The sequence below is a fragment of the Gellertiella hungarica genome, assembly GCF_014197145.1.
In the GTDB taxonomy this organism is placed as follows: Bacteria; Pseudomonadota; Alphaproteobacteria; order Rhizobiales; family Rhizobiaceae; genus Gellertiella; species Gellertiella hungarica.
Genome location: NZ_JACIEZ010000009.1, coordinates 59,651 through 86,202, shown reverse-complemented (window position 1 = coordinate 86,202; position 26,552 = coordinate 59,651). Strand labels below are relative to the sequence as shown.

The 26,552-nt window shown below is 64.7% G+C and carries 30 protein-coding genes and 1 tRNA gene; 14 read left to right on the top strand and 17 right to left on the bottom strand.

The genetic code is table 11. The features are described 5' to 3' along the window. The first annotated feature begins 154 nt into the window (after positions 1–154). On the top strand, positions 155–529 hold the full coding sequence (locus tag GGR23_RS18005; RefSeq protein WP_183367710.1) for a VOC family protein: 375 nt from the start codon (positions 155–157) through the stop codon (positions 527–529). A 42-nt stretch (positions 530–571) separates the two neighbouring features. Here the strand turns inward: GGR23_RS18005 and GGR23_RS18000 are convergent, their stop codons facing one another. Both GGR23_RS18000 and GGR23_RS17995 read right to left on the bottom strand, forming a co-directional pair. Next, entirely contained in the window at positions 572–1,372 is an 801-nt protein-coding gene (locus tag GGR23_RS18000; RefSeq protein WP_183367709.1) for a DUF2066 domain-containing protein, read from the bottom strand. 110 nt (positions 1,373–1,482) lie between these two features. Further along, on the bottom strand, positions 1,483–2,961 hold the full coding sequence (locus GGR23_RS17995; RefSeq protein ID WP_183367708.1) for a DHA2 family efflux MFS transporter permease subunit: 1,479 nt from the start codon (positions 2,959–2,961) through the stop codon (positions 1,483–1,485). 273 nt (positions 2,962–3,234) lie between these two features. Here GGR23_RS17995 and GGR23_RS17990 point away from each other — a divergent pair, with 273 nt between their 5' ends. Beyond that, the gene (locus GGR23_RS17990) at positions 3,235–4,101 is read left to right on the top strand and encodes an NAD(P)-dependent oxidoreductase (protein WP_183367707.1); all 867 of its coding nucleotides are present in this window, start codon (positions 3,235–3,237) and stop codon (positions 4,099–4,101) included. 78 nt (positions 4,102–4,179) lie between these two features. On the opposite strand, the gene GGR23_RS17985 is transcribed toward GGR23_RS17990, so the two are convergent. The 8 genes from GGR23_RS17985 to GGR23_RS17950 form a co-directional block, all read right to left on the bottom strand. Further along, positions 4,180–5,343, bottom strand: a complete 1,164-nt coding sequence (locus GGR23_RS17985; RefSeq protein ID WP_183367706.1) for a DUF2778 domain-containing protein — start codon at positions 5,341–5,343, stop codon at positions 4,180–4,182. Between the two features lie 277 nt (positions 5,344–5,620). Beyond that, the gene (locus tag GGR23_RS17980; RefSeq protein WP_183367794.1) at positions 5,621–6,049 is read right to left on the bottom strand and encodes a carboxymuconolactone decarboxylase family protein; all 429 of its coding nucleotides are present in this window, start codon (positions 6,047–6,049) and stop codon (positions 5,621–5,623) included. Next, positions 5,985–6,413, bottom strand: coding sequence for a MerR family transcriptional regulator (locus GGR23_RS17975; RefSeq protein ID WP_183367705.1), 429 nt, complete (start codon positions 6,411–6,413; stop codon positions 5,985–5,987). The genes GGR23_RS17980 and GGR23_RS17975 overlap by 65 nt, the downstream gene beginning before the upstream one ends. A 191-nt stretch (positions 6,414–6,604) precedes the next feature. Further along, positions 6,605–6,868: a cell division topological specificity factor MinE gene (minE, locus tag GGR23_RS17970; RefSeq protein WP_183367704.1), complete on the bottom strand. Its 264-nt coding sequence runs from the start codon at positions 6,866–6,868 to the stop codon at positions 6,605–6,607. Next, positions 6,865–7,680: a septum site-determining protein MinD gene (minD, locus tag GGR23_RS17965; protein WP_183367703.1), complete on the bottom strand. Its 816-nt coding sequence runs from the start codon at positions 7,678–7,680 to the stop codon at positions 6,865–6,867. The genes minE and minD overlap by 4 nt, the downstream gene beginning before the upstream one ends. 31 nt (positions 7,681–7,711) lie before the next feature. Then, positions 7,712–8,452 carry a septum site-determining protein MinC gene (minC, locus tag GGR23_RS17960; RefSeq protein ID WP_183367702.1) on the bottom strand — a complete coding sequence of 247 codons (741 nt, stop codon included), beginning with the start codon at positions 8,450–8,452 and terminating at the stop codon, positions 7,712–7,714. Positions 8,453–9,127: 675 nt separating this feature from the next. Beyond that, positions 9,128–9,212: transfer RNA gene (locus tag GGR23_RS17955), tRNA-Leu, on the bottom strand. A gap of 81 nt (positions 9,213–9,293) precedes the next feature. Next, positions 9,294–10,727 (bottom strand): phosphomannomutase, encoded by a 1,434-nt coding sequence (locus GGR23_RS17950; protein WP_183367701.1) that lies wholly within the window; start codon positions 10,725–10,727, stop codon positions 9,294–9,296. 163 nt (positions 10,728–10,890) lie between these two features. Here GGR23_RS17950 and GGR23_RS17945 point away from each other — a divergent pair, with 163 nt between their 5' ends. After that, complete coding sequence (locus tag GGR23_RS17945; RefSeq protein WP_183367700.1) at positions 10,891–11,322, top strand: BA14K family protein; 432 nt, start codon at positions 10,891–10,893, stop codon at positions 11,320–11,322. 23 nt (positions 11,323–11,345) lie between these two features. On the opposite strand, the gene GGR23_RS17940 is transcribed toward GGR23_RS17945, so the two are convergent. Beyond that, on the bottom strand, positions 11,346–11,657 hold the full coding sequence (locus tag GGR23_RS17940) for an Rdx family protein (protein ID WP_183367699.1): 312 nt from the start codon (positions 11,655–11,657) through the stop codon (positions 11,346–11,348). Positions 11,658–11,776: 119 nt separating this feature from the next. On the opposite strand from GGR23_RS17940, the gene GGR23_RS17935 reads away from it, so the two are divergent. Continuing rightward, positions 11,777–12,478 carry a type 1 glutamine amidotransferase gene (locus GGR23_RS17935; protein WP_183367698.1) on the top strand — a complete coding sequence of 234 codons (702 nt, stop codon included), beginning with the start codon at positions 11,777–11,779 and terminating at the stop codon, positions 12,476–12,478. A 73-nt stretch (positions 12,479–12,551) separates the two neighbouring features. After that, positions 12,552–13,127: a hypothetical protein gene (locus GGR23_RS17930; RefSeq protein WP_183367697.1), complete on the top strand. Its 576-nt coding sequence runs from the start codon at positions 12,552–12,554 to the stop codon at positions 13,125–13,127. Positions 13,128–13,249: 122 nt separating this feature from the next. On the opposite strand, the gene lepA is transcribed toward GGR23_RS17930, so the two are convergent. Together lepA and GGR23_RS17920 are read right to left on the bottom strand one after the other, a co-directional pair. Further along, entirely contained in the window at positions 13,250–15,076 is a 1,827-nt protein-coding gene (lepA, locus tag GGR23_RS17925; protein ID WP_183367696.1) for a translation elongation factor 4, read from the bottom strand. Positions 15,077–15,147: 71 nt separating this feature from the next. Then, on the bottom strand, positions 15,148–16,299 hold the full coding sequence (locus GGR23_RS17920; RefSeq protein WP_183367695.1) for an MFS transporter: 1,152 nt from the start codon (positions 16,297–16,299) through the stop codon (positions 15,148–15,150). Between the two features lie 156 nt (positions 16,300–16,455). Between GGR23_RS17920 and GGR23_RS17915 the strand changes: the two genes are divergently transcribed. The 3 genes from GGR23_RS17915 (at position 16,456) to GGR23_RS17905 (ending at position 18,009) form a co-directional block, all read left to right on the top strand. Then, a complete protein-coding gene (locus tag GGR23_RS17915; RefSeq protein ID WP_246365785.1) occupies positions 16,456–17,025 on the top strand; it encodes a helix-turn-helix domain-containing protein in 570 nt (189 codons plus the stop codon). Next, positions 17,026–17,571 carry a GNAT family N-acetyltransferase gene (locus tag GGR23_RS17910; RefSeq protein WP_183367693.1) on the top strand — a complete coding sequence of 182 codons (546 nt, stop codon included), beginning with the start codon at positions 17,026–17,028 and terminating at the stop codon, positions 17,569–17,571. A 69-nt stretch (positions 17,572–17,640) separates the two neighbouring features. Continuing rightward, the gene (locus GGR23_RS17905; RefSeq protein WP_183367692.1) at positions 17,641–18,009 is read left to right on the top strand and encodes a hypothetical protein; all 369 of its coding nucleotides are present in this window, start codon (positions 17,641–17,643) and stop codon (positions 18,007–18,009) included. Positions 18,010–18,039: 30 nt separating this feature from the next. Here the strand turns inward: GGR23_RS17905 and GGR23_RS17900 are convergent, their stop codons facing one another. Together GGR23_RS17900 and GGR23_RS17895 are read right to left on the bottom strand one after the other, a co-directional pair. Then, positions 18,040–18,519 (bottom strand): group III truncated hemoglobin, encoded by a 480-nt coding sequence (locus GGR23_RS17900; protein WP_183367691.1) that lies wholly within the window; start codon positions 18,517–18,519, stop codon positions 18,040–18,042. Next, positions 18,512–19,300 (bottom strand): C40 family peptidase, encoded by a 789-nt coding sequence (locus GGR23_RS17895; RefSeq protein WP_246365829.1) that lies wholly within the window; start codon positions 19,298–19,300, stop codon positions 18,512–18,514. The genes GGR23_RS17900 and GGR23_RS17895 overlap by 8 nt, the downstream gene beginning before the upstream one ends. 172 nt (positions 19,301–19,472) lie before the next feature. On the opposite strand from GGR23_RS17895, the gene mbfA reads away from it, so the two are divergent. Continuing rightward, positions 19,473–20,456, top strand: a complete 984-nt coding sequence (gene mbfA / locus GGR23_RS17890) for an iron exporter MbfA (protein WP_183367690.1) — start codon at positions 19,473–19,475, stop codon at positions 20,454–20,456. A 69-nt stretch (positions 20,457–20,525) separates the two neighbouring features. Here the strand turns inward: mbfA and GGR23_RS17885 are convergent, their stop codons facing one another. Next, complete coding sequence (locus GGR23_RS17885; RefSeq protein WP_382342408.1) at positions 20,526–21,128, bottom strand: transglutaminase-like cysteine peptidase; 603 nt, start codon at positions 21,126–21,128, stop codon at positions 20,526–20,528. Between the two features lie 110 nt (positions 21,129–21,238). Further along, positions 21,239–22,054, bottom strand: coding sequence for an alpha/beta hydrolase (locus tag GGR23_RS17880; protein WP_183367688.1), 816 nt, complete (start codon positions 22,052–22,054; stop codon positions 21,239–21,241). Positions 22,055–22,330: 276 nt separating this feature from the next. On the opposite strand from GGR23_RS17880, the gene infC reads away from it, so the two are divergent. From infC to GGR23_RS17855, 5 genes are all read left to right on the top strand, one after another. Beyond that, a complete protein-coding gene (gene infC / locus GGR23_RS17875) occupies positions 22,331–22,867 on the top strand; it encodes a translation initiation factor IF-3 (protein ID WP_343066701.1) in 537 nt (178 codons plus the stop codon). Between the two features lie 156 nt (positions 22,868–23,023). Further along, positions 23,024–23,644 carry a hypothetical protein gene (locus tag GGR23_RS17870; RefSeq protein ID WP_183367686.1) on the top strand — a complete coding sequence of 207 codons (621 nt, stop codon included), beginning with the start codon at positions 23,024–23,026 and terminating at the stop codon, positions 23,642–23,644. Positions 23,645–23,812: 168 nt separating this feature from the next. Then, positions 23,813–24,394, top strand: a complete 582-nt coding sequence (locus tag GGR23_RS17865; protein WP_183367685.1) for a PepSY domain-containing protein — start codon at positions 23,813–23,815, stop codon at positions 24,392–24,394. A 1-nt stretch (position 24,395) separates the two neighbouring features. Beyond that, positions 24,396–25,061: a response regulator transcription factor gene (locus GGR23_RS17860; protein ID WP_183367684.1), complete on the top strand. Its 666-nt coding sequence runs from the start codon at positions 24,396–24,398 to the stop codon at positions 25,059–25,061. After that, complete coding sequence (locus tag GGR23_RS17855) at positions 25,058–26,404, top strand: sensor histidine kinase (protein WP_183367683.1); 1,347 nt, start codon at positions 25,058–25,060, stop codon at positions 26,402–26,404. The genes GGR23_RS17860 and GGR23_RS17855 overlap by 4 nt, the downstream gene beginning before the upstream one ends. The last annotated feature ends 148 nt before the right edge of the window (positions 26,405–26,552 follow it).

Sequence of the window (26,552 nt, the reverse complement as noted above, 5' to 3'; positions counted from 1 at the left end):
GAAAGGCAACTTTCCGTCAGCAGTTGCTTACGCTCTTCGTCGGGGAGCGGAAAGCCGTGCTTGAGCACTCCACCCTGCGAATTCAAGGGGTTGAAAGCAGGATCGGGGAGAGCATCTTCTGGAGCGGCCAAAGGAAGGAAGGGTGGAGCAACGCATGTTCGATCACGTGAAGTTCGGAGTGACCGATTTTCAGGCGAGCCGTGATTTCTTTGTCGCGGCCCTCGAGCCGCTGGGCGCAAGGATCGTCTCCGAAGGCGCGCCCGACCAGGGGGTGGAGATCCTTGTCGGGGGCAACGAGTCGCTCTGCTTTTACCAGACCGAGGAAAAGCCGGCGCATCTGCACATCGCCTTTTCGGCCGGGACGAGACAGGAGGTCGATGCCTTCTACCGGGCAGCTCTTCGGGCTGGCGGCCGCGACAACGGTGCGCCCGGCCTTCGCCCCCGTTATCACCGGAACTACTACGCCGCCTTCGTCATCGCGCCGGACGGGCACAATATCGAGGCGGTCTGCCACAAGCCGGCAGAATGAAGCGCGAGGAGGTCCTTGCCCGCCGGAGGCCTTTGTTGCGCCTCAGGGCGTGCCATTGCCGGACAGGATCTGTGCAGCTCCCCGAATGGCAACCCGGAAGGCCTCGTCGAAGTTGACGCCCCTGACCGTCCACTCATGCGCCGTCCCGTCCACCTCCAGCCGCCAGGTTGCAACCCAGCCGAGATCGGGGTCGCTCCAGAAAAGACGCCCCTCCAGGGGCAGGTCCGCGCCTGCGGCCCTTGCCGCGCGGGAGAGATGCGGCAAGCCGGAACCGGTGGCGGCCAAGGCTTCGTTTTCTGCCCCGGGAAAGGCAACGGCCATCGCCATGGGCGAAGCGCTTGCCTGGAAGGCTTCCCGCATGGCCTGGTCGCGTGGATTGTCTCTCGACAGGCGATAGGAAACGCCGTTCCGCTCCACATCGAGAAAAACCGCCAGGCGCGGCCGGTTCGCAAGCCACGGACGGCTGCCGAGACTGCGGAGCAGGCTGTCCACCACGGGAGGGTCATAACGGCAGGTGAGATCGTGGGGCCGGTCGTAGGTGCCCTGTTCGTCGTGAACGGGTTTTCCCGCCAGCCGGTCGCGATAGGAGAAGGACAGCACAAAGCGGCCGGCCTCTGCCTTCAGTCTTTCGAGTTCCGGCCTCGCGGCAAGGCGCTGGTCTCCCGAGACACGCATGAGAACGCGGGTGAGGCAATCGCGGAAACCGGGCTCCCGGTTCCTTGCCCCTGTTCCCGTGACGATTGCCCGCGACGAGTAGAGCGCGTCGAGCGGCTCGCATCGCAGGGACGAAAACGATGCGGCGATCATCAGGAGCGTGAGCACCCGTTTCGGCGGTCTTCGCATGATCCTTCGCCTTTCCGCCCGGCTCTCCGGTGGCCGGACTGCGATCCGAAGCCTAACTCACCCGTCGGCCGTGGCAATCTGCCAGACTTTGCCTGCCGAGAGGCAGCGCCTCAATGGGAAGGGTGCGGTGCGTCCCCGGACGTCTCGGGCTTGCGGATGAAAAAGGCGGTGGCGAGGGCCCCGATGGAAATCACGGCGCCGCAGAGGAAGGCGGCGCGAATGCCGGCGGCCGTTGCATCTGCCGGCATGGCGCCGGCCCCTGCTGCCGCTGCCGCCTGCATGGTCATGATCGCCACGAAGAGAGCCGTGCCGGCGGCACCCGCAACCTGCTGCGTGGTGCCGATCATGGCGCTGCCATGCGAATAGAGTGCCGGCGGCAGAGAGCCGAGGCCGGCCGTGAAGAGCGGCGTGAACATCAGCGCCAGCCCGATGCTCAGCACAACATGGGCGGCAAGCAACAGCCAGACGGGCGTCCCGGCATGGATGAAGGTCAGCCCCCACATCAGCGCGCTGAAGAGAAGGGCTCCCGGGACGACCAGCGGCCGCGGTCCATGAGCATCGTAGAGACTTCCCACCTTGGGCGCGCAGAGCCCCATGATCAGCCCGCCCGGCAGCAGCAGCAGGCCCGTTTGCAGCGTCGTGAGCTTGAGCACGTTCTGGAGGAAGATGGGCAGCAGGATGAAAACGCCGAACATCGACATCATCAAGATGGCCATCATGACAGCCGGCAGGGTGAAGGCGGGAATGGCCAGGGTGCGCATGTCGAGCAATGCACGGTCCTGGCGCTGCAGGGCGCGTTGCCGCAACACGAAAAGCACGATCACCACCGCACCGAAGGCAAGCGGTATGGAGGGCGATACCGCCTGCGGCGCGACGGCGGCCTCTCCAAGGCCGCTGAGACCGTAAACGAAACTGCCAAATCCCAGCGCGGCCAGCGGTACCGACGGGATGTCGATGGGCGCGCGGGAAGGTTCGGTCACGTTCCGGATCTTCCACGCGCCGAGGCCCAGCGCGCCGAGCGCGATCGGCAGCACGAGCAGGAACATCCAGCGCCAGTCGAGCACCGACAGGATCAGGCCGGAGATGGTCGGGCCGATTGCCGGCGCAACGGAAATGACGATGGAAATGTTGCCCATCGTCTTCCCGCGGGTTTCCGGCGGGACGAGGTGCATGACGGTGGTCATCAGCAGCGGCATCATGATGGCCGTGCCCGAAGCCTGGACAATGCGGCCGAGCACCAGCGTCGGGAAGCCGGGCGAGACGGCCGAAACCAGCGTACCGAGCGAAAACAGCGACATGGCCAGAATAAAGACCGGCCGCGTGTTCAGCCGCTGCAGCAGGTAACCGGTCACCGGAATCACCACTGCCATGGTCAGCATGAAGGCCGTCGACAGCCACTGCGCAAGGCTCGCGGAGATCTCGAGGTCCGCCATGAGCCGCGGCAGCGCCACCGCCATGATCGTCTCGTTGAGGATGACCACAAAGGCCGATACCAGCAGGAGCCCGATGACGAGGCGGTTGCGGGCGGCGATGTTCTCCGGCGGTGCTTCCCGGCCGGCCTCAAGTTCGGTCTGACGATCGACGGTCATGTGAAGGCCTTCCGCTGGAAAAGATGCGCAGGACGAGAGTGACGTGCCTAGCACAGTCCGCATGCCCGGCGAAAATCAGAAAAAATCGCAGGTTGTCAGATTTAATGGCCTGATATCGGGAATTGAAGCGGCGCCGGCCGTGCCCCTTCCACACACCGGGCGGGACATGGGGAATTTCCGCGCCGTCAAAGCTCGCTTTGGCCGGGCCTTTCTGGCAGCATCACGAAAACGGGCAGCCTCTCGCATGGCTTCGCCGCAGACCGGGAGGACGGAATGGAGAAAATGCGCATCGCCCTGGCAGGGGCCGGTATCATGGGGAAGGGCATGGGTGAGCGGCTGCTCGCCGCCGGTCATGCGCTGGCCGTCATGGCGCACCGCAGCCGAACCAATGTCGAGGCACTCGTGGCGCAGGGGGCTCGCGAGGTGCATTCGCCCGGCGAGCTCGCGCGAGGTGCCGGCATCATCATCCTGTGCCTCCCGGACACCGATGCCGCCCGTTCGATGATCGAGGCCTTCGAAGCAGACCTCGAACCAGGCCAGATTGTCATGGACATGGGCACGTCCGAGCCTGCCCTTGCAGAGGAGATGGTGGATCGGCTGGGAAGGCGGGGCTGCTTCTTTGCCGATGCGCCTGTTGCCGGCGGGGCGGCACAGGCCGCCGAGGGAACACTGGGCGCGCTCGTCGGCGCGAGTTCCGAGGTGCTGGAAAGGATCACGCCCGTGCTCTCCGTCCTGTGCGCCCGCATTTCCCCGATGGGCCCCCCGGGATCGGGCGCAAAGGCCAAGCTCATCTCCAACTATCTGGTGGTAAGCATGGTCGCGAGCATCACGGAAACCTTCCGCATGGCACGCCGCGCGGATGTGGATTGGGCCATGCTGTACGGGGCCATGCTGCAGGGATCGAACAATTCCGTTGCCCTGCGACGCATCGTCGAGCCCGCCCTGGAGGGCAATTTCGACGGCTACCGGTTTTCCGTCGCCCATGCCCTCAAGGACCTGACCTACTTCCTCTCGATGAGCCGGGACCTTGGCGGAGCAAGTGCCTGTGCGGAAGCGACCCTGTCCTTCTACGAACGGGCGGTTGCCGCCGGTAAAGGGGACTGGAATGTTTCGCGCCTGCTTCAGACCGACGAAGACTGATCATGGTTCCGTTCGCGCTGCCGGGGCACCACCATGATCGGCGCCGGCACCGCGAAGGGCCGGGTTGTCGGGGACCGATCAGGCGCCCGCCTTGCGGTACAGCGCGGCAAGCTGGGTGCGCGATGACGGCAGCTCCGGTACCACGACCAGCATCTTGACCTCGCCGCGCTTGAAGGCCCTGAGGAAGGGCTCGTAATTCTGAAACGCCACGCAGCCGTGCGAGCCGATCCGTCCGCGCAGAAGGTTCGTATGGGTCAGAAGCCCGGTGCGGTTCTTCGGGTCACGGCCGTCGATCGAGGTCATCCGGATCGCCTCCACGCCATAGAAACGTTTCTCGCGCATGGACAGGCGATAGATCCCGGCCGGCGTCGGGCCGTTCATCTTGACATGCTCGTAGCGCGGATTGTCGCGCATGTGGCCGATGCCGGAATGGGCGCGCAGCTTGGTGCCATCGGGCATGTATACGGTCGCGTTGGATACATCGTAGATCGCGACCCGCGTGTCATTTCCGGGCCACAGGGCATCATCGTTCTTGCGGCTGAACAGCCCGCCGAAAATCGAGCGTTCCGGCTTGGCATAGGCGAGCTCCTGCCGTGCGGTGCTGCGCTTGCCGAGGACAGGTTTCTCATCGGAGGCCTTCCGGTCCGCAGTGGCCTTGCCGATCTGCGGCTTCGTCTCCGGCAGCGGAACCTCGCTCGGAAGCGCGAAGGTTTCCTCCTCCTCCGGGCTCGCCATCACGAGGTTGAAGGGCTCCATGTCCTTGACGGGAACATCCTCCACCAGGGCGGTGACGACAGCCGGTTTCTCGTCCGTTTTTTCCTCTGCCTGCGCCGGAGAAATGCGCGGGGCAGACATGGCAAGAAGCCTCGCGCTCTCTTCCCGCTTCTGCTTCTCGGCGAGTGCCAGCTGGGCAGCAAGCGTGCGCTGATGGGCCACGCGGATTGCATCATCGGTGAGCTGATGCCCCCTCACGTCGTGTTCCGACAGCCTCTTGAAACGGGAGGACTTGATTGCCAGGGGCGCGGATTGAGGGCCGGGGGCACTCGCCACCGCCACCATGATGTCGAGCCGTCCCTCGGACAATGTGCGGGCAGCGCCATGCATGGCGCCGAGGGTCGATGCAAGACCCCAGGCAGAGCCGGCGACAACGCTGCAGGAAAGCAGGGCGCCCATGGCCATCTTCAGGGAAAAACCACGGCGGGATATCGCCGCGGAACGCGCAGACTTGTTCACAGACGCCATGACTCGATTACCCGATACTCGCTACTCGTTGCGGGCGTTAACCACCGACCCGCAAGACACCACACCGTCCGGGAAGCACGCAGACCGAGCTGCCGCACCTGCCGAACGGTCAAAGCATGAACAAATATGGTAAGCAAATCCTAAACGGCCGTGCCGTTCCGGATCGAAAGCCAGATTTTGGGTCTGGCGCCTCCCCGCCTTCGCTGGCCTCGGCCGGGTCGCCCTCACGGCCGCGCCCCGTCAGAGCCGCGCCTGACGGAGCGTGACGCGTCCGGGTCTAGAGCGCTTCGGAGGCAGGCGGCTCGTGCCCTGCAAGGCGGGCGGCGAACACCTCCCTGGCCGCAAACAGTCCGTTGAGGGCTGCCGGAAAGCCGGCATAGACGGCCATCTGGATGATGACTTCGGTGATTTCCTGCCTGCTGAGCCCGACATTCAGGCCCGCCTCGATGTGAACCTTCAGCTGCGGCGTCGCCGTGCCCATCGCCGTCAGTGCCGCGATGGTGGCGATCTCCCGTGCCCGCAAATCGAGCCCCGGCCGGCTGTAGATGTCGCCGAAAGGAAACTCGAACACGTAGTTCGCGAAGTCCGGGGCAATGTCCGCAAGGGCGGCAATGACCTTGTGGCCGGCCTCGCCGTCGATTTCAGCGAGCGCCCGCTTGCCGCGTTCGAGCCGGCTTTCGCCGGCGCTCTGGAGTTGCTGCGTCATGATCATCAATCCTCTTTTCGTGGCCGGCATATCCGGCGATCTTGGTGTCGAGGACGACAAGGCAGGCTTGAAGTTCGAGGATATGGGCCCGCACGCGTTCGCGATGCTTCTCGAGCAGCGCACCGCGCTCGGTCTCGGTGCCGGAACCCTGCTCGCGCAGCGCCGCATAGCGCAGCATGTCCCGGATCGGCATTCCCGTGGCCTTCAGGCGGTCGAGAAATTCGATCCATCTCAGGATCGATGCGTCGTAGTCCCGCTGACCGGACCGGTCCCTGTCCGCATGGGGAAGCAGCCCGATCCGCTCGTAGTAGCGGATGGTATGGGCGGACAAGCCCGAACGCTTCGCAAGCTCCCCGATCTTCATGAGCACCCTTCTTTCGTCACGACGCCAGGGAAGCTACCGGTTAGAGCGCACTCCAAGTCAAGCCCGTTCGAAGGGTGCGGGCGGAATTGGTCGCTGCCGCGGCCGGCAGGGCGGGGAGGGCCCTGCCAATCCGTCCGGATTTTCCGGCGAAAAGGGGTGCCGGCGAACTCGAGAAAGGGGGAAGACGGCCCTCAGGCCGCCTTCTTTTCCGCATCATGGGGAATTTCGACATCGACGAACAGCGTCGACACCGGGATGCCCCGTTCCAGTTTGACGCTGACCTTGTCTGCGTCGACTTCCATGTGCTTGGAAATCGCGCGGAGGATTTCGTCGCGCAGTTTGGTGACCAGTTCCGAATCGCCCGTTGAGGCGCGGTCATGGGCGAGAAGCACCTGAAGGCGCTCGCGCGCGGCCGCTCCGGATTGCTGCCGTGTAAAGAAACGCAGAAGATTCATGCTGCTCTCCTGCCGAAGATTTTCCCGAACAGGCCGCGCTTGTCTCCGGGCACGACAACCGGCAGGGCCTCGCCATTGAGCCGGCGGGCAGCCTCGAAATAGGCGATAGCCGGCGCGCTGCGGCCATCGGCCAGGGTGACGGGGGAGCCGACATTCGACGCCCTGAGCACATCCATGCTTTCCGGGATGATGCCGAGCAGCGGGATCGACAGGATCTCCAGCACATCGTCTACCTTCAGCATGTCGCCGCGATCGGCACGGGCGGAATCGTAACGGGTCAGCAGAAGGTGCTTCTCCATCGTTTCGCCGTTCTCGGCCTTCAGCGTCTTGGAATCCAGCAGCCCGATGATGCGGTCGGAATCGCGCACCGACGAGACCTCCGGATTGGTGACGACGATCGCCACATCCGCATGGCGCATGGCAAGCGTCGCGCCCCGTTCGATCCCCGCCGGGCTGTCGCAGATGACCCAGTCGAAGGCCTTCTTCAGCGCGGTGATCACCCGTTCCACGCCCTCGGGCGTGAGGTTGTCCTTGTCGCGGGTCTGCGAAGCGGGAAGCAGGAACAGCGTTTCCACGCGCTTGTCGCGGATCAGCGCCTGGGTCAGCTTGGCTTCCCCCTGGATGACGTTCACGAGGTCGTAGACCACGCGCCGTTCCGCACCCATCACCAGATCGAGATTGCGCAGGCCGACATCGAAATCCACGACGACCACCTTTGCACCGGTCTGTGCAAGCGCGGCACCCAATGCGGCCGTGGACGTCGTTTTGCCGACGCCGCCCTTGCCAGACGTAACGACTATGACCTTGCCCATATCATCTCCATTTTTTTCCAAACTCTTGTTTTCAGCTCAACGCGGCCACTTTGATCGTCTCGCCCTCGAGCCAGATCTGGACGGCCTTGCCGCGCAGGCCCGGTTCAAGATCCTCGGCCGTCTTGTAGAAGCCGTCGATGGCGATCAGTTCCGCCTCCAGCTTCCTGCAGAAGATGCGTGCGGTGGCATTGCCCATCGTCCCCGCCATGGCCCGGCCCCTCAGGGCGCCGTAGACGTGGATGGAGCCACCCGCCACCACCTCGGACCCCGATGCCACCGAGCCGATGACGGTCACATCGCCATCCGCGTGATACAGGGACTGGCCCGAGCGAACCGGCTGGTTGAGCACCAGCGATGCGTGAGCGCGCGCCTGAACCGGCGCGGGACCGGCCGGTGCGGGGCTTGCCGCAGGAACGGGCGCGGCGGTCTCTTCTGCGGGCGGTATCTCGATGTCGGACGTTCCCTTGCCGTCGGTCAGGGCGGGCGGCAGGTCGGGAGCAAGCAGCGAAGCCCGGGCGCCTTCGATGCCCATGATGCGCACGTTTCGCGCCGCGAGCTTGGCCAGAAGATCGCGAAGCTCGGCCTGCCCGATATCGAGGTTCGCCAGATCGAGCACGATGGGCTTGCGCAGGAAGAACCCGGCTGAGCGGGCCGCAAGATCGTCCAGCCGTGCCAGCCAGTCGTCGACCGGCAGCTCGGGGCTCAAGGCCAGCGCAAGGAAGGACCGTCCCTTGAGGCGGATGGGGCGAGGTTGGGTTAACACTGTGTTCAACTTGGTTAATTTTGCGTTACAGGGATGTAGCGAGGGAATGGTTAACAAGAGGTTAACGGCCCATGGAGTGATCTCCCAAACTCACCCCGGTAGCTTGCGCGAGGATGGAGCGGGGATGGCTGCGGCGGTCCGAACGGGCTGATCTCGATGTGCCATCAAGGGCGCAGCGGCAGGACGTCAAAGGCTGTCGGCACATCCACGAAGCCTGGGGGCAGCATGGCCCCCGCTGCCAAGAGTGCAATCCAGAGGCAAGCCGAAACACGACTGTAATGCCTCGAAGAGGATTGGGCTCCCAGAAAATCAAAATACTGAGTTGATCGTATCATACACAGGGCGGGCGCGTATCGGGCAGGATTGTATTGCTGGACTCGAAAACCCCTATACTTCATCCTTCAAGCGGCTCACCGTCGAACCACAGTTGGAACCGACCGAACCGCAGAGCCCTACACCTCGTCCTCAAGGACGAGGCTGCCGACTGTTATTTCAGCATCATCGGGAAACGCCACGATAGCGTCTCGTGGATCGCCCACCTTCATGGACTCTGCACGGGCTGGAAATGACAGTACCACTGGCCTCGGCGGTGAGCTTGATTCGATGTCATTGCGCAGAAACCCAACAAAAAACCCCGCCGAAGCGGGGTTTTTGGATGTTCCGGGATTTGCCGGAACTTGAAATTGGTGCCCAGAAGAGGACTCGAACCTCCACGCCTCGCGGCACAGGTACCTGAAACCTGCGCGTCTACCAATTCCGCCATCTGGGCGACGAGGAGCGATGTAATTGGGGGGCGTTCCGGTGTCAACAACGATTTTCACCTTTTTGCCAAAAAAGCAAAAAACCCTTCTCACCCATGGAGTTGCTGGAAGTCCCGGATGAGCTCCAGCCCCTTGGCCAGCAGGGCCCTGGCCGCTGCTGCATCCGCCGCCTCCACATAGCAGCGCATTTCCGGTGCGTTGCCCGAGGGACGGAAATGGATGACGGAGCGGTCGCCAAGCGTCACCCTCAGCCCGTCGATGTCGCTGATCCCGGAGACCTGTCCCACAGGTGCGAGAAACGCCTGTAGGTTTGCCGGCGAGGCGCGGAGATGGGCCATGAGGGCACTGCTTGCCTCCTGGGGGAAATTTTCCAGCCGGTCGGCATCGGCCACCGGCAGCCGGTACTCCGCCGCAAGCGCCCTAAGGCTCAGCCCGGCTTCCGCCGATGACGCGAGGACCGCAAGGATCGGCAGGAAACAGTCCCTTGTCGGCAGGGGCGCGACCTTCCGCCCCTCGATCCGGAAAGGGCTTGCCGTCAGCAGCCCGCCATTGGCCTCGAAACCCATCACGCCCGTCCTGCCCTCCTTCAGCGCCGCCATCATGCCTTCGATGACGAAGGGCGAGCCGACGCGGGTTCGCCGCGTCTCGAAGGTCCCGGCAGCCTCGATGCCGGAATTCGATGTCACGGGCGTCACCACCACCTGCGCGCCGAGAAACCTCGCGGCGATGAGCCCCAGCAGGTCACCGCGCAAGGGTTCGCCGCGCTCGTCCGCCACCAGCGGCCGGTCGCCGTCGCCATCGGCAGAGACAATCGCGTCGAGGCGGTGTTCTGCAGCCCATGCCTTGAGACGCGCGAGCGTCTCGGCTGAGACCGCCTCCGTATCGACCGGGATGAAGACGTCGGAACGCCCGAGCGCCACGACCTCCGCTCCCAGGCCGGACAGCAGGTCGGCCAGCATGTCGCGCGCGACCGTGCTGTGCTGATAGATCCCGATCGTCTTCCCGCGGAGCAGGTCCTGCGGCAGGAGCGCGCGGTTGCGTGCCATGAAGGTGGCGACAGTCTCGGCATGCTCGTCGGGAAAGCGCGCGGGCGTTGCAACACCGATCGCCGGATCGTCCGCCAGCCTCGCCGCCATGGCGCCGATGGCCTGTTCGTCCGCCTTGTCGATCTCCCCGTCGGGGCGATAGAACTTGATCCCGTTCCGGTCCGCCGGGATGTGCGAGCCGGTCACCATGAGGCTGGCCACGCCCTCGGCGAGGCCGCGCGCGGCAAGCGCAGGCGTGGGCAGGGCGCCGCAATCGACGGGCCTGAAGCCGATTTTCTCCAGCGCTGCTGCAGCGGTTGCGGCAATCTCGGGGCTCGAGGGGCGGAAGTCCCGGCCGATCAGGATGGCGCTGCCGGCAGCGACGATCCCGGCCTCCAGCAGGCTGCGGCCAAAGGCGGTGGCATAAAGGGCGGATGCCCGGCCCACCAAATCCGTCGACAGGCCGCGGAGGCCGCTGGTTCCAAACTTCAGGCTCATCGAAATGCAACTCCAAGGCTATGATGGCCGCATTAAAGCCCCCGGCGCTTTAAAGAGCATGAATCCCCGTTGCCTTGTGCGCAAAATTGGTGATTCAGTAAAAGCGAGACGTATCGCAACGTCGGGGGCGGCGGAAACCAAAGCGATAAGGAAGGAACCAATCATGCTTATTCGCAGCAAGTTGGCGATGGCCATGGCCCTTTCCCTGGGGATTCTGGCACCGGACATGGCGCTGTCCATGCCCCGGGGGGTGACCGCCGGCGATGATTCGCTGGTCGTGAAGACGGGCGGCATCGTGTGCGACCTCAATGGTTGCCGCACCTACGAGACCCGCAGGCGCATCTATGTGGAGCCGCCACCGCCGCCCTATTACGACGATCCCTACTATTATGACGATCCGCCGGTCTATGTCCGCCCGCGTGTCCAGCGCCGCATCTATGTGGAGCCGCCGCCGGTCTATCGCGAGCGGGTGCAGGTCATGCCGCGGGCGCATGTGCGCTGGTGCCTGGAGCGCTATCGCTCCTACAATCCGCGCACCGACCTCTATCTGGCCCGCAAGAACGTCTACCGGCGCTGCATCTCGCCCTATAGCTGAGCCTTGCAACAGGCTCCGGAACCTCAGGGATCCGGGGCCTCGTCCTTCCGCCTGTCCGTATGGCCGAGATCCCGTTCGGGGTCGATCACGTCGCGGATGCGCTGCTTGAGCTCCTTGGGCCCGGGAAAGCCGCCGTCGCGCTTGCGCTCCCACACGATCTCCCCATCCACCCGGATCTCGAAATTGCCGCCCGTGCCGGGAATGAGCATTACACCCGCAAGGCTGTCCGGGAAGGTCTGGAGCAACTCCTGCGCCATCCATCCGGCGCGAAGCAGCCAGTTGCACTGGGTGCAATAGAGAATGCTCACGGTCGGCTTCGGTCGTGTGTCCTGCATGGGGTCCTCCCGCGGCTGGCTGTCTGCGCCGTATTTGCCTGATTTCTACCGCCTTGCGAAGCGGCGCGCACCGTGATCATGTCCGTCATCATCGCAAATCCGGGGAATCAGGAACAGAAATGCGCGTCGCCGTCGTTGAAAATACCGTCATTTCCCATCTTGGCCAGGTCGGGGTCGCGCTTGAGGAGGCGGGAGCGGAGATCGTGCTTTACCGTCCCTTCCGCGGAGAGGTGCTGCCGGATGTGACCCGTTATGACGGGCTCGTCGTGCTGGGGGGCGAACAGAGCGCGATCGATGACGACCTGCATCCCTATCTGCCCCATCTTGCCGCCCGCATGCGGCAGGCGGCCGAGGCGGGAAAGGCGGTGCTCGGCATCTGCCTCGGCAGCCAGATTCTCGCCCGCGCCTTCGGCGGGCGCAACATCCTCGGACAGACGCGGGAGTTCGGCTGGCACCGCATCTACCGCACCGATGAAGGCAGGAACGATCCTGTCCTCTCCGCCGTTGAAGAAGGCTTCCCGATCTTCCAGTGGCACAGCGATACCTTCACCCTGCCGGAAGGGGCCGTGCACCTGGCAAGGAACGAGGCGGTCACCAACCAGGCCTTCCGGATCGGCCGCGCGGCCTATGGCACCCAGTTCCATTTCGAGGCAAGCCGACCCGTGGTCGAGGAATGGAACAGCAATTTCGGCCACCTGATCGAGGCGATGGCACCGGGCTGGATCGATTGTCATCCTGCCCTTGCCGAAAAGGACGGCGCGGAAGCAGACAAGGCAGGTCTGGCGATTGCCCGGGCCTGGGTAAAACAGATCCGGACTTGACCTCGGTCAAAACGGCCATCTCCGCCAGCTGCTAAAGCCGTGGCATCGTTCCTCGCCATCTGGAGCCTACCCGGTGTCGCCCCTCATCTTTGCGCTTGCACTCAGCCTGCTGCTTCTGACCCCCGGTCCGACCAACACGCTGCTGGCCCTTGCCGGAACGGCGCGGCGCAGCCGCACCGGGCTTTGCTGCATGGGGGCCGAACTGGCGGGCTATTTCACCACCGTTCTGCCGGTGCATGTGCTGGCGGCACCGGTGCTGGCGGCGCATCCCGAGCTGGGACGGGTGGTGAGCGCAGTCGCCGCGCTTTGGGTGCTGACCCTCTCCATCCGCCTGTGGGGCCGCTCCCTTGAAACGGATGCGACGGTCGCGGTCACGCCGCGCCTCGTCTATGTCACGACGGTGCTCAATCCGAAAGGGCTGGTCATAGCGCTGGCCTTGCTGCCGGGGCAGCCGGGAGCAGACCTTTATCTGTGCCTCGTCCTGATGGCGGTCCTCATTCCCGCCGCGGCCCTGCTCTGGCTCAGCCTTGGGGCAACCGCCATCCGCCGGCTGTCGGAGCGCCATCCCGCACTCATCATGCGCGCGGCCTCAAGCGCCCTTCTCTTCTTTGCGGCCGGCCTTGCCGGAAAGGCTGCGGGGTTGATCTGAAGATCCTGCCGGCCCCTCGGGAAGACGGGGTGCCCCGAGGCCCGCCGGTCAGGTGGCAGGCCCCGCGCGGCCCCTCGTCGAGGCCGATGCCCGGCGAAGCAAGGCGCGCTGCCGGGGCAGCGTCACTCGTCGTTCATCTTCAGCGCGGCGATGAAGGCTTCCTGCGGGATCTCCACCTTGCCGAACTGGCGCATGCGCTTCTTGCCTTCCTTCTGCTTGTCCAGCAGCTTGCGCTTGCGGGTGGCGTCGCCGCCATAGCACTTGGCCGTCACGTCCTTGCGAAGCGCCCGCACCGTTTCGCGGGCGATGATCTTGCCGCCGATCGCGGCCTGGATCGGGATCTGGAACATGTGCGGCGGAATGAGCTCCTTGAGCTTCTCGCACATGGCCCGGCCGCGACGGTCGGCAGCCGAGCGGTGCACCAGCATGGACAGCGCATCGACCGGATCGCCGTTGACCAGGATCGACATCTTCACCAGATCGCCCTCGCGGTAATCGGTCAGATGATAGTCGAAGGAGGCATAGCCCTTGGAAATGGACTTCAGCCGGTCATAGAAGTCGAACACCACTTCGTTGAGCGGCAGTTCGTAGGTCAGCATCGCGCGGCTGCCCACATAGGTCAGTTCCGTCTGGATGCCGCGCCGGTCCTGGCAGAGCTTCAGGATGCCGCCGAGATATTCGTCCGGCGTCATGATCGTTGCCTTGATCCACGGTTCGCGGATGTGGTCGATCTTGACCACGTCGGGCATGTCGACAGGGTTGTGCAGCTCCCTTTCGGTGCCGTCGGTCATGGCGATCTCATAGACGACCGAAGGTGCCGTCGCGACGAGATCGAGGTTGAACTCGCGCTCCAGTCGCTCCTGGATGATCTCGAGGTGGAGAAGGCCGAGGAAGCCGCAGCGGAAGCCGAAGCCGAGCGCGGCCGAGCTTTCCATCTCGAAGGAGAAGGAGGCGTCGTTGAGGCGCAGCTTGCCCATGGCAGCGCGGAGATCCTCGAAATCCGCCGCATCGACGGGGAAGAGGCCGCAGAAGACTACCGGCTGTGCCGGCTTGAAGCCCGGCAGGGCTTCGGCCGTCGGGCGGCGGTCGTCGGTAATCGTGTCGCCGACGCGGGTATCGGCCACTTCCTTGATCGAGGCGGTAATGAAACCGATTTCGCCGGGGCCGAGGCTGTCCACGTTCACCATCTTCGGCGTCAGCACGCCGATGCGCTCCACGCCGTAACGGGCGCCGGTGCCCATCATGCGGATCTGCTGGCCCTTGGTCAGCACGCCGTCGATGATGCGCACCAGAACCATGACGCCGAGATAGGTGTCGTACCAGCTGTCGACGAGGAGCGCCTTCAGCGGCGCGTTTTCCCCGCCGGGGCTCTTCGGCGGCGGCAGCTTCTCGACGATGGCTTCCAGCACGTCGGGAATGCCAAGGCCGGTCTTGGCCGAAATCAGCACCGCTTCCGAGGCATCGATGCCGATCACTTCCTCGATCTGTTCCTTGATGCGCTCCGGCTCGGCGGCGGGCAGGTCGACCTTGTTGAGAACCGTCACCAGCTCGTGATTGTTGTCGATCGCCTGGTAGACATTGGCGAGCGTCTGGGCTTCCACGCCCTGGGAGGCATCGACCACCAGCAGCGAACCTTCGCATGCCGAGAGCGAACGCGAGACTTCATAGGCGAAGTCCACGTGGCCGGGGGTGTCTATGAGGTTCAGGATATAGGTCTCACCGTTCTTCGCCTGGTAGTGCAGGCGCACGGTCTGGGCCTTGATGGTAATCCCGCGCTCTTTCTCGATTTCCATGTTGTCGAGCACCTGCTCGGACATCTCGCGTTCGGCAAGGCCGCCGCAAGTCTGGATAAGCCGGTCCGCCAGCGTCGATTTTCCGTGGTCGATATGGGCCACGATCGAGAAGTTGCGGATATGGTCGAGGGGAGTGCGGGTCGAATTGGTGCTCATGGCCCGGCATATATCAGCGGGCGGGCCCTGCGCAAAGCTAAAAAGCGGTTCAATTTCGCCGCAGCCGCCGGCTATTTCCGCACGATCATCCGGCTTGCCACGAAGAGTGCATAGGCCAGGCTGAGGATGAGGATGGCAAAGATGAAGGTTTGCGGTCCGAATTGCGGCGTGACAGTCGTGATCAGCATGGGCACGATCGTCGCTCCCGTCGACCAGGAAACCAGGAGCGCGGAGGACAGGGGTACGAAATGGTCCGGTGCCGAGCGGTCGTTCGCATGGGCATTGGCGAGCGAATAGATGCTCTCGATGGCGCCTGCCCAGACGGCAAAGGTGATCATCAGCAGCCCGAGGCGGCCGAAGTCCATGGTCAGCGCCGCGAGCCCCGCGCCGAAGATCAGCCCGCAGGTGATCAGGATGACCAGACGGCGGTCCATGCGGTCGGACAGCATGCCGATGGGGTACTGCACGAAGAGAAGGCCGGTCTGCATGACGAGCGACAGCATCGCCACATCGGCCTGCGGAATGCGGGCGGCGGTGGCATAGATCGGCGTGAAGCCCTGCACCGCCATGGAGATGCCGCCGGCCGTGAGAACGCCGATGAAGCCGACGGGCGACACGCGCCAGGCGAGCGGCACCGCCTTCACCATGGAGAGCGCAGGCGGCATCGGCGGCGCGGGAAGCCGTGTCAGGCCGATCGGGATGATGGCGAGCGAGGTGAGGAAGACGGTGGCGAGCGGCCCGAGATTGCCCGTCGCCGGAAGCTGCCCGAAGATCCACGACCCCGCCCCGAAGCACAGGATGTAGGACATGTAGAAGAAGGAGAGCGCCTTGCCGCGCCAGGAATTGCTGGCGGCATGGTTTATCCAGCTCTGTGCGAGGATGAAGTTGATGTTGGAGGCAAGGCCGTAGAGCCCGCGCGCCAGCACCCAGACCACCGGATAGAACCCGACGGCGATCATCAGCGCCGCGATGATGACAAGCGCAAGCGAAACCGGAAAGAGCCGTGCATGGCCGACGCGCCGGATCAGCGGCCCGGCGAGCACGCAGCCCGCCAGTCCCCCGAAGGCCACTGCCGTCACGGCGGCGCCCGCAAACCAGGGTTCGGCGTCGCGGCTGCCGAGAACGAAGGGCACGTAGGTAAAGAGAAGTCCGTTTCCGGCCGCAACCAGGGACATGGTGCCGATCAGGCTGATGATCGAGAGCGGCGAGGGGGACTGGGTCATGGCGGGATCCTGGAGGGCGAAGCGGAGTGGAAGCTAACGGTAGGGGGAATTGTCTGACAAGTCTCTCCCGCCGGCGAAACGGCAGCGTCGCAAATTTTCCTTGCCTTTCTCAGGCAGGCAGGCAATTCTACGATAATGGAAAACGGTGATCATAAAATGGAAGAGTTCGCGGCGCGGCGTCTGCGGGCCCTGCGCGCCGAAAGCGGCATGACGCTCGAGGCGCTGGCGGAGGCCTCCGGCGTCAGCCGGGCGATGATCTCCCGCATCGAGCGCGGCGAGGCAAGCCCGACGGCGGTGCTGCTTGCCCGGCTCTGTGCCGCGCTCGGCCAGTCCCTGTCGTCCTTCTTCGCGGAGGAGGAGGCCTCGTCACCGCTCCAGCGCCGGGAAGAGCAGCATGTCTGGCAGGACCCCGAGACCGGCTATGTCAGGCGCGCCGTCTCGCCGCCGGGCACCGCCTCGCCGGTCGATCTGGTCGATGTCACGCTGCCTCCCGGAAAGGCGGTGCGCTTTCCGCCGCAGGCCTCCAGCGCCGGCATCATGCAGCATGTCTGGGTGCTCGACGGCCGGCTCGAACTCTCCGTGGCCGACGCGGTCTTCACGCTCGAGGAAGGCGACTGCCTCTACCACGAGATCGGCCGGGGGCATGTCTTTCAAAATATCGGCGGAAAGCCGGTGCGATACATGGTGGCGCTGGAGCATGGCCGGCGCAGGCAAAAGGGGATGTGAATGACCGTGAGACTGCTCGACGCCTCGGCAGCGCGTGCTGCGATGGACGATCTCTGCGAGATCCTGGTGGATTGCGTGGAGGGCGGCGCTTCCGTGGGCTTCATGTCGCCCTATGATCACGCCCAGGCCCGTCTCTACTGGGAGGGGGTGCTGCCCGGTGTCGAGAGCGGCGGCACGCTGCTTTTTGCCGCGGAGGACGAGAATGGGCGCCTCGTGGGCACGGTCCAGGTGGGCGTCCAGCAGTTTCCCAACCAGCCCCACCGGGCCGATCTGAAGAAGCTCCTTGTGCACTCCGCCGCCCGCGGACGCGGAATCGCCCGACGCCTGATGGCCGCGGCAGAGGAGGAATCGGTCAGGCGCGGCAGGATCCTGCTGGTGCTCGATACCGCCACCGGCAGCCCGGCGGAGGAGGTCTACCGCCGTCTCGGCTGGACGATGTCGGGCACGATCCCGAACTATGCGCTTTTCCCCGACGGGCGCTTCTGCGACAGCACATTCTACTACAAGCGGCTCGACCAGCCTGTTTCGCCGACAAAAACTGGGTGAAAGCGAAGCGGGCTCTTTCCCTAGAGATGGTTGTGTCTTAGTCCTTTCCCGGGGAACGGGAGAGTGATCATGATGCCTATTGCAAAGCGGCTCGTTGCAGCTGCAGTCGTCCTGGCCGGCATGCATGCCACGGGTTTTGCGTCGGATGTAACCTTTGTCATGCGCAACAGCCATCCGAACGCCGTAGAGGTGGAACTGTACAGCCAGGATCGCGAACATGTCTGGCCCGGCGGCAGCGAGGTCTACTATCTCGACGATGGCGAGACCAAGGAGATGTCGCTGTCCTGCGAGGAGGGCGAGAAGATCTGCTACGGCGCCTGGGTCGCGGGCGACCAGGGCACCTTCTGGGGCACGGGGCCGGACAATGCCCAGCGCTGCACCGATTGCTGCTACACCTGCGTCGGTGGCGAAACCGAAGAGATCAACCTCGTCGAATAGGGCAGGGCGCTGCCTTGACGTGCGGCGGCCTCAGCCGGCCGATGGAAGACCGCTTTTTGCCGGATCGTCGATGGCGGGGTTGTAGAAAAGCGCGAGCTGAAGGCTCTTCGCGATGCGCTCCGCCGTCGCCATGAACCACGCGCGCGCCCGTTCATCCGGCACCACGTCCTGAAGCGTTTCGGCAAAAAGCGCCAGCCAATCGGCGAAAAGCGGCTCGCGCATGCCGGAAATGCCCAGATGGGCCTGCACGGGCTTGCCGCCATAGGCGCCGCTCTTGAAGGCGATTGCCGACCAGAAACGCTTCATCTTGGCGAGGTGATCGTCCCAGCGCCCCGCAAGCCGTCCCTCGAAAACCGGCCCGAGCGTGCGGTGGCGGGCGATCCGCCCGTAGAAGGTTTCCACCACGCGCTCGATCAGCGCCTGGTCGATGCCGATGGCCGCCATCTCCGCCTCGGCCTTCTGCCGGATGGCCTCCACATGGGCCGCGCGGCCCACCAGTTCCTCACGCATCGTCCGTTTCCCTGCTTTCGGTCTCACCGCCTTCCCATGTGAGCCGCTTGTAGTCAAATCCGTATTCCAGCGTCGGTTTCACAACGCGGAAATAGGGCGAAAGGTCGAAATCGCGCGGCGTGAACAGCGAGTGATGGCGGATATGCAGGATTTCGTCGCGCGAGAACCGGGAGACGGCGCGCGCGTGTCCTGGTGTCGGTTCTATGTCGGGCAGGATCGGATAGCGTATGGATTCAAAGGCTTGTGCAATCAGCGTCGAGCAGATGGCGCGGGTCGGGTCGCCGGAGCCGAAGGCAATCATGCGCCTGCGCCAGCGGACCGGAACCGGTGGCGTGGGCAGGAAATAGCGCAGCATGTCGAAGATGTTCTTCAGGTCGTAGCGCAGGCCGAGCCGCGACACCATGAAGCGGACGACGGCTTCGCGGTCCTCCGCCGTCAGGCCCACCGGGCGGCAGATCCGCGTATTGTAGGTGGCGTACTTTCCAAGCGGGGCGCTGACGCAGCCCTCCCCGAGATTGACCTCCACCAGTTGCGGCCGCTCCGGAACGGGCAGGGCGCGCTGCTCCTCCGTCAGGGGCATGTGGGCGCCCACGAACATCGCGGCATGAGACCAGGTCGATTGGGTGAGGTACTTGATGGCCGTCGAAACCTTGGCGTTGCCTTCCACCAGCAGGATGTCGCCCGGTTCCAGAACCCGCCCGAGCGTATCCGGATCGGACGGCGTGTAGGGCTGGTATCCCGAGGTCTTCTGCTCCAGGCGTGCCGCGAGAAAGCGTCCCAGCTAGTCCAGGAAGGTCTCCGGGGCCTGTATCGGTCCGCTCATCTGATATCGTTTTCCCTGTGCGTCGTCGCGCCATGTCAGCAGAAGGTCGAAGAGCTGTCGAGACCCGCGGTGCTTGACGCGGCGCAACGTCGCCATTAGTTTAGAATTATTCTAAGAAATGGAGCCCCTGATGCTTGGCAAGTTCTTCCCCACAGGCCGCCGGTCCTTCGATTCCCTCACCGAGCAGGAGATCCTGGGACTTGCGATTTCCTCCGAAGAGGATGACGCCCGCGTCTACCTTGCCTATGCGCAACGGCTGAAGCCCGACTATCCCCAGAGCGCCAAGGTTTTCGAGGACATGGCCGAGGTCGAAAACACCCATCGTGCCATGCTGATCGACATGCACCGCCGACGCTTCGGCGAGACGATCCCGCTCATTCGCCGCGCCCATGTCAGCGGCTTCATGGACCGCAAGCCGGACTGGCTTCGCGCCAATCTCACGCTCGACCAGATCCGCGCGGAGGCCGAATCGATGGAGGCCGAGGCGCACCGCTTCTATCTTGCCGCGGCGCAGCGCACCTCCGATGCCTCGACCCGCAAGCTTCTGGGAGAGCTCGCGCTGGCCGAGCAGGGGCACGAGGATACCGCCCGCATGCTTGAGGAGCGCCACCTTCCGGAAGAGGCGCGGGCCGAGGAAAACGAGGCTGCCCACCGGCAGTTTGTGCTCACCTATGTGCAGCCGGGCCTCGCCGGGCTGATGGACGGTTCGGTGTCGACCCTGGCGCCGATCTTCGCCGCCGCCTTTGCCACGCAGGATACCTGGCAGACATTCCTCGTCGGTCTTTCGGCAGCGGTCGGTGCCGGCATCTCCATGGGCTTCACGGAGGCGGCCCATGACGACGGCAAGATCTCCGGCCGCGGCTCACCCTGGAAGCGCGGCCTTGCCTCGGGCGTCATGACCGCCATCGGCGGTCTGGGTCATGCCCTGCCCTATCTCATCCCGCATTTCTGGACGGCGACGATCGTGGCGGTTGCCATCGTCTTCGTGGAGCTGTGGGCCATCGCCTTCATCCAGAACAAATACATGGAGACGCCCTTCTTCAAGGCGGCGCTCCAGGTCGTGCTGGGTGGTTCGCTGGTGCTGGCCGCCGGCATTCTCATCGGCCAGGGCTAGCGGTTCCGGAAAGCGTCGACGAAAAGGGCCGCGAGAGCGGCCCTTTTCATGTAACCGAAGCTTCGAGACTTACTGAAGCGCGCCGACCAGAACGTCCGCGCCGTTCTCGATGGATACCCAGCGGCCGGAATCGAAGGTCGCCTGACGCTTCAGATAGGTGTAGGGCGTGCGGTACCAGGGCTTCACCTCGTCCTCGAGATTGTCGAGCACGAAGTCGCCGGAGGCGGTCCGCAGGGTGAGCACCGCATGGCCTTCGCCATCGGGCTTGCGCACCACGGTGATCAGCAGGGAGGATTCCGGGAAGCCCTTCTGCATGAGGATCTTGCGCTTGGCGAGCACGAAGTCCTCGCAGTCGCCGGCATTGACGGGATAGGCCCAGACCTCGTCGCGGCCGAACAGCTCCTGGTCGGTGACGGGGGTGATTTCGCGGTTCACGGCAAGATTGATGTCGCGCACGACCTTCCAGCCGGCCTCGGTGATCCGCGGCGCTGCAAGGCTGCTCTTGATCGCGTGGCATTCGGAAGGGTTGGTGCGGCAGAACTCGTAATGACCGATGGGCTGCGAGGTGACGCTGCCGGTGATCATCGCCACCATGGCGTTCGGCGAGGGCGTGGCGGCCGATGCGGTCGCTGCGACGGCGAGCAGTGCTCCCAGAAACTGTGCAACCTTCAAACGCTTGATCATGACGCCGCCTCGCTAATCCTTAACAAAGAATTAAGGGCGGGCGTGCCGGGGAGTCAATCTGTTAGGGTTCTGTTAACCATACCCATCCGGAATTATGGTTAAGATCCGTCGAGCCGGGGGATGCCCGAAAGCTCGGTGATGGCGCTGACCATGCGCTCGAGATCCTGCGGACGGGAGAGGCGATGGTCCCCGTCGCGAATGAGGGTCAGCACCGTGTCGTCGGCGGGCAGGTGGTCCAGGAGCTTCAGTGCGTGGGAGAAGGGAACGTCGGGGTCCTGCATGCCCTGCAGGATATGGATGGGGCATCCCGTCTCGATGATCCCCTTCAGCACGCGGTTGTTGCGTCCGTCCTCGATGAGCGCACGGGTGAAGATGTTGGGCTCGGGACTGTAGGCGGAGGGTTCGTCGAAGAAACCGCGCTCCGCCAGAGAGCGCTTCTGCGCGTCGGTCAGGGCAGGCTCTATCAGCTCGCTGGTGAAATCCGGGGCAGGGGCGATGAGAACCATTCCCTTCACCTTCGGCGCCCGGCCCCGGCGGCGCAGCTCCTCCGCAAGACGCAGCGCGATCCACCCGCCCATGGACGAGCCGATCAGCACCAGTTCCTCCGGCTCCAGATGGTCGATGACGGCAAGCGCCTCCTCGAGCCATCGGCTGATCGTGCCGTTGGTGAAGACGCCGCCCGATTCCCCGTGGCCGGAATAGTCGAAGCGGATGCAGGCAATCCCCAGGCGCTCGGCCAGCTGGTCTGCGGCCACCGCCTTGGAGCCCAGCATGTCGGAACGGTAGCCGGACAGCCACAGGAGGGCGGGCCCGGGGCTGTTGCGGGTCGCCGGGCGATGGCGGATCGCGATCGGTCGCCGCTCCTCGCCGGTGCCGACGTCGATGAATTCGGGTGCTGTGGTATCGCCGGTCATGGGTATGGGCTCGCTCGTGTGGGGCAAGGTTCTTTTCCGCATAAATTCGCCTTTGGCAATCGGCAAGGCGGGAAGGGCAGGCAAAAGTTGCGGACCTGCCGCCACATATGCTGATTTTCTCCGGCAAAAACGCCCGTCGCGGGCCGCACGGGAGGTGATTTTTTCCGGGAGGCATGCTACATAGGCCCGCGTCGCTGAACCGCACGGCAGGCCATGGGCGTCCTGCAGGTGCCGCAAGGGCAGCGGCAAATATCCACAATTGAGGAGAATACGACCATTCGCAGACCTTTCAAAGCCGATGCCCCGACCCGGGACGGGCCGCGCGCCAACCGTGAAATCCGCGTTCCCCGCGTCCAGCTTATCGATGCCGAAGGCCAGAACCTGGGCATCGTTCCGATTGATCAGGCACTCCGCCTTGCCGACGAGGCAGGCCTCGACCTCGTGGAGATTTCTCCCAACGCCGAGCCGCCGGTATGCAAGATCCTCGATCTCGGCAAGCTGAAATACGCGACCCAGAAAAAGGCGGCTGAAGCGCGCAAGAAGCAGAAGATCGTCGAGGTCAAGGAAATCAAGATGCGGCCGAACATCGACACCCACGATTATGAGGTGAAGATGAAGGCGATGAACCGGTTCTTCGAGGAAGGGGACAAGGTCAAGGTCACCCTGAAGTTCCGCGGCCGCGAGATGGCCCACCAGGAACTCGGTCTGAAGCTGCTGCTGCAGGTCAAGGAAGATACGCTGGGCGTGGCCAAGGTCGAGGCCGAACCGAAGCTCGAAGGCCGCCAGATGATGATGGTGCTTGCGCCGAAGTAATCCTGCCCGGCCGCGATCGCGATGGATCAAGCCGTCCCGTCCGGGGCGGCTTTTTCTTTTCCGCTTCCTGACAGTTTGCTGACAGCCCGCATCGGGTTTCTGTCAGCAAGGGCGTGGCAGGATCGCCCCATCGAAATAAGCGAATTGAGGTGACCCATGACCGTCCGTCTGCGAAAGATCCTGCTGCTGTCCTTCTCTGCCATCGCCACCCTGTCACTCGCCCCTGCCGCCCATACGCTGGTGCCGAAGGGCGTTGCTCCGCTGCTGGACAGCGCGGCCCAGGCCAAGGACGGCGGGCACGATTCCGACGGCGGCGGGCGGGGCTCGGATGGCGGCGACCACGACTCCGACGGTGGCGACCACGATTCCGATGGTGGCGATCACGATTCCGATGGCGGCAAGGGCGATCATGACTCGAACGCCGGCGGCAACGGCAAGGGCCGCGGCCACGATGACAGCGCCTCCGATGACGACGGCGACACCGAGACGGAACATGGTGTCGAATCCGAAGACCATCACGACAATGGCCGTCGTCGCCACGGCAATGACGTCGCCCGTGCCCATGCCAACGAAAACAGCCGCGTTGCCATTTCCGCCTCCGATGATGCCATCGAAGGATTGAAGGATGGCTCGCTGAAGGCCGTCGACAGCCTTGGCCGCGAACTGGAAGTGGAGATCGAGGTCGAACACGGCACGACCCGCGTCGAGGTGAAGCTGCACGACGATGTCGACGACAGCCAGCCGATCACCGGCGTGAGCATCGTGCCCGCCACCTGACCCACCCCATTGCCGGTCCACACGCCCCCGTTTCATGTGGACCGGCAAGACAGGAACCCTGCCCTGGTCGCCGCCGCCCCGGGCAGGGTTCCTTCTTTTCGTGGTTGAGCGCTTGAAACGCCGGTCGAGAAGCGTAACCTTGACGACATGATCATGGATCGAAGCCCGATGGATCGCCGAACCTTCATTCTTGCCTTGTCCGCTGCCTGGCTTGGCCTTGCCGCGCCCGTCCTTGCCAAGGATGGCGAGGGCAAGGGCGGCGATGGGGACGGCGAGGGCGAGGGCGAGGGCGAAAGCTCCGGAAACGGCGGCGAGGGCGGCTCAGGCAAGGGCGGCGACGGCGACAGCGATTCCGATGGCGGCAGCGATCATGGCTCCGGCAGTGGTTCGGGCTCCGGCGACAAGGGCGGCTCGGGCAGCGGAAGCGGATCCGGCCGGGGCAATTCCGGGTCGGGCAAGGGCAATTCGGGAAAGAATTCGGACGACGACGACGGCGACGACGATGCATCCGGGGCCCCGATGGCCCATGATGCCGCCCGCAGCGCGGTGAGCCGTGGCGAGGTCATGCCCTACCGCGACGTTCTCGAGAAGCTTCGCTCCCGCAGCTCCGGCCGGGTTCTTCGCGTGGAGCTCGACCGTGCTGCCGGAAAGCCGGTCTATCGCATGCGGGTCGAGGACGAGGCAGGCTTTGTCTCGACCGTGACCGTGGACGCGCGCACGGGGCGCGTGCTGATGAACGGGATCCGGTAAGATGCGCCTTCTTCTGGCGGAAGACGATGCCGACATTGCGGAACACACCATTGCCCGGCTGAGTGCCGAAGGCTTCGCCGTCGATCATGGCAATACCGGCCCGGATGTCTGGGATCGCGGCGAGACCGGCGACTATGCCGCCATCATTCTCGATCTCGGCCTGCCCGGCATGGACGGGCTCTCGATTCTCAAGCGCTGGCGGGCTGCAGGGGTCAATACCCCTGTCCTCGTGCTGACGGCGCGCGGCTCCTGGATGGAGCGCGTCGACGGCTTCGAGGCCGGGGCTGACGATTACCTGCCCAAACCCTTCCGGTCCGAAGAGCTTGTCGCGCGTCTCAAGGCGCTGTTGCGCCGCGCATCGCAGACACCGTCCGCCGTGCGGGCGGCCGGCCGCTTCGTCATCGATGATGCGGCAAAGCGCGTGACCTTCGATGGGCGGGTTCTGGATCTCAGCCCGCAGGAATACCGGCTGGTCTCGCTATTCATCAAGGAGAAGGGCCGCGTCCTTTCCCCCATCGAGATCGCCAATCACGTTCAGGGCCGCGACGACGACGCCGCGAAGAATGCGGTTGAGGCGATGATCGCCCGGCTTCGCCGCAAGACCGATCCGTCTGCCATCGAGACGCGGCGCGGTTTCGGTTACTGCATGCCGGATGTTGCGGAATGATGCGATCGCTGCGGTTCCGCCTGGCGGCCGGCGCATTGATCGCCATTGCGCTTGCCCTGCTGGCCACCGGCTCCATTCTCGGCGGGGTCTTCACCGATTACGTCGTCGACCGCTACCGGGCCGACATGAATGCCATCATCGATCAGCTCACCGCCGAGGTGGAGGTGCGCGACGGCCGGCTGGTGCTCGACCGGGAACCGGCAGACCCGCGCTTCCGTCTTCCGGCAAGCGGCCGCTACTGGCAGGTCGTGCCGGCGCGCGGCGATCCGCTGCGTTCCGCCTCCCTCTGGGACACGGTGCTCGCACCCGACCGGGCGGGCGGTGTGCATGGCTTCGCTGCCGCTGACGGGCCGGATGGCAAGCCGGTGCTGGTGGTCGAGCGGGCGCTGGTCCTGCAGGTGGGAGAGGGCGGGGCCCTGCCGTTGCGGATGATGGCGGCCTTCCCGGAAGAGGAGCTCGCCTCCGCGCTTGGCGGCTACCATTCCACCCTGCGGCTGATGCTGCTGTCGACGGCGGCCGTGCTGATGTCAGCCGCCTATCTGCAGGGTGCGATCGGGCTGAGGCCGCTCACCCGCCTGCGCCACGACGTGGCGCGGGTCCGGGCCGGCACCGCGAGCCTGATCGAGGACGACGGGCCGAGCGAGCTTTCCCTGCTGGTGAGCGAACTCAATTCTCTTCTTCGGGAGCGGGAAAACGCCGTCGAGCGTGCCCGGGCCCGGGCAAGCGATCTCGCCCACGGGCTGAAGACGCCGCTGACCGTTCTGCTGCAACTCGCCGATCATCTGCCGGAGGCCGAGAGGGCCCTCGCGAGGCAGCAGGTGGAGCTGGTCCGCCAGCGCGCCGACCGGCAGCTTCAGGCCGCCCGCCTTGGCGTGGAGCAGATGGTCAGCACCCATCTTGCGAGCCTCTGCGGCAAGCTGGTGATGGTGCTCTCCCCCGTCACCCGCGGCAAGGGCATCGAATGGCGTCTCGACGTGCCCGGCGATCTTGCCGTCCAGGCGGATGCGGCCGACGTGGCCGAATGTCTCGGAAATGTCCTCGACAACGCCACCCGCTACGCCCATGCGGCCATCGAGATCTCGGCAGGACCTGCCGTTGCGGGCCGCATCGCGATCCGCATTTCCGACGACGGGCCGGGGATTGCACCGGCAGATGCGGCGCGGCTCCTCGAACGGGGCGAGATCGGGTCTCTGCCGCCGGGAGAGGGAAGCGGGGGCAGCGGTCTCGGCCTTGCGATCAGCCGCGACATCGCGCGCGCCTATGGCGGCGATCTGACGCTGGGCGAGGCTCGCCTGGGCGGCCTTGCGGTCACGATCGATTTCCCCGCCGCAGCGGGCATCTGAGCGAAGATTCTGGCGTCGCTCCCGTTGCACTTTTTCAAGCCTGCGGTTATAAGCGCCCGTCCGAACGGTCCGGCAGGGCATGCCGTGGCCGTTCTTTATGCTTGAAAACGGGCTTCGTCTGCCTGTTTCGATACAAGAACAATGGAGT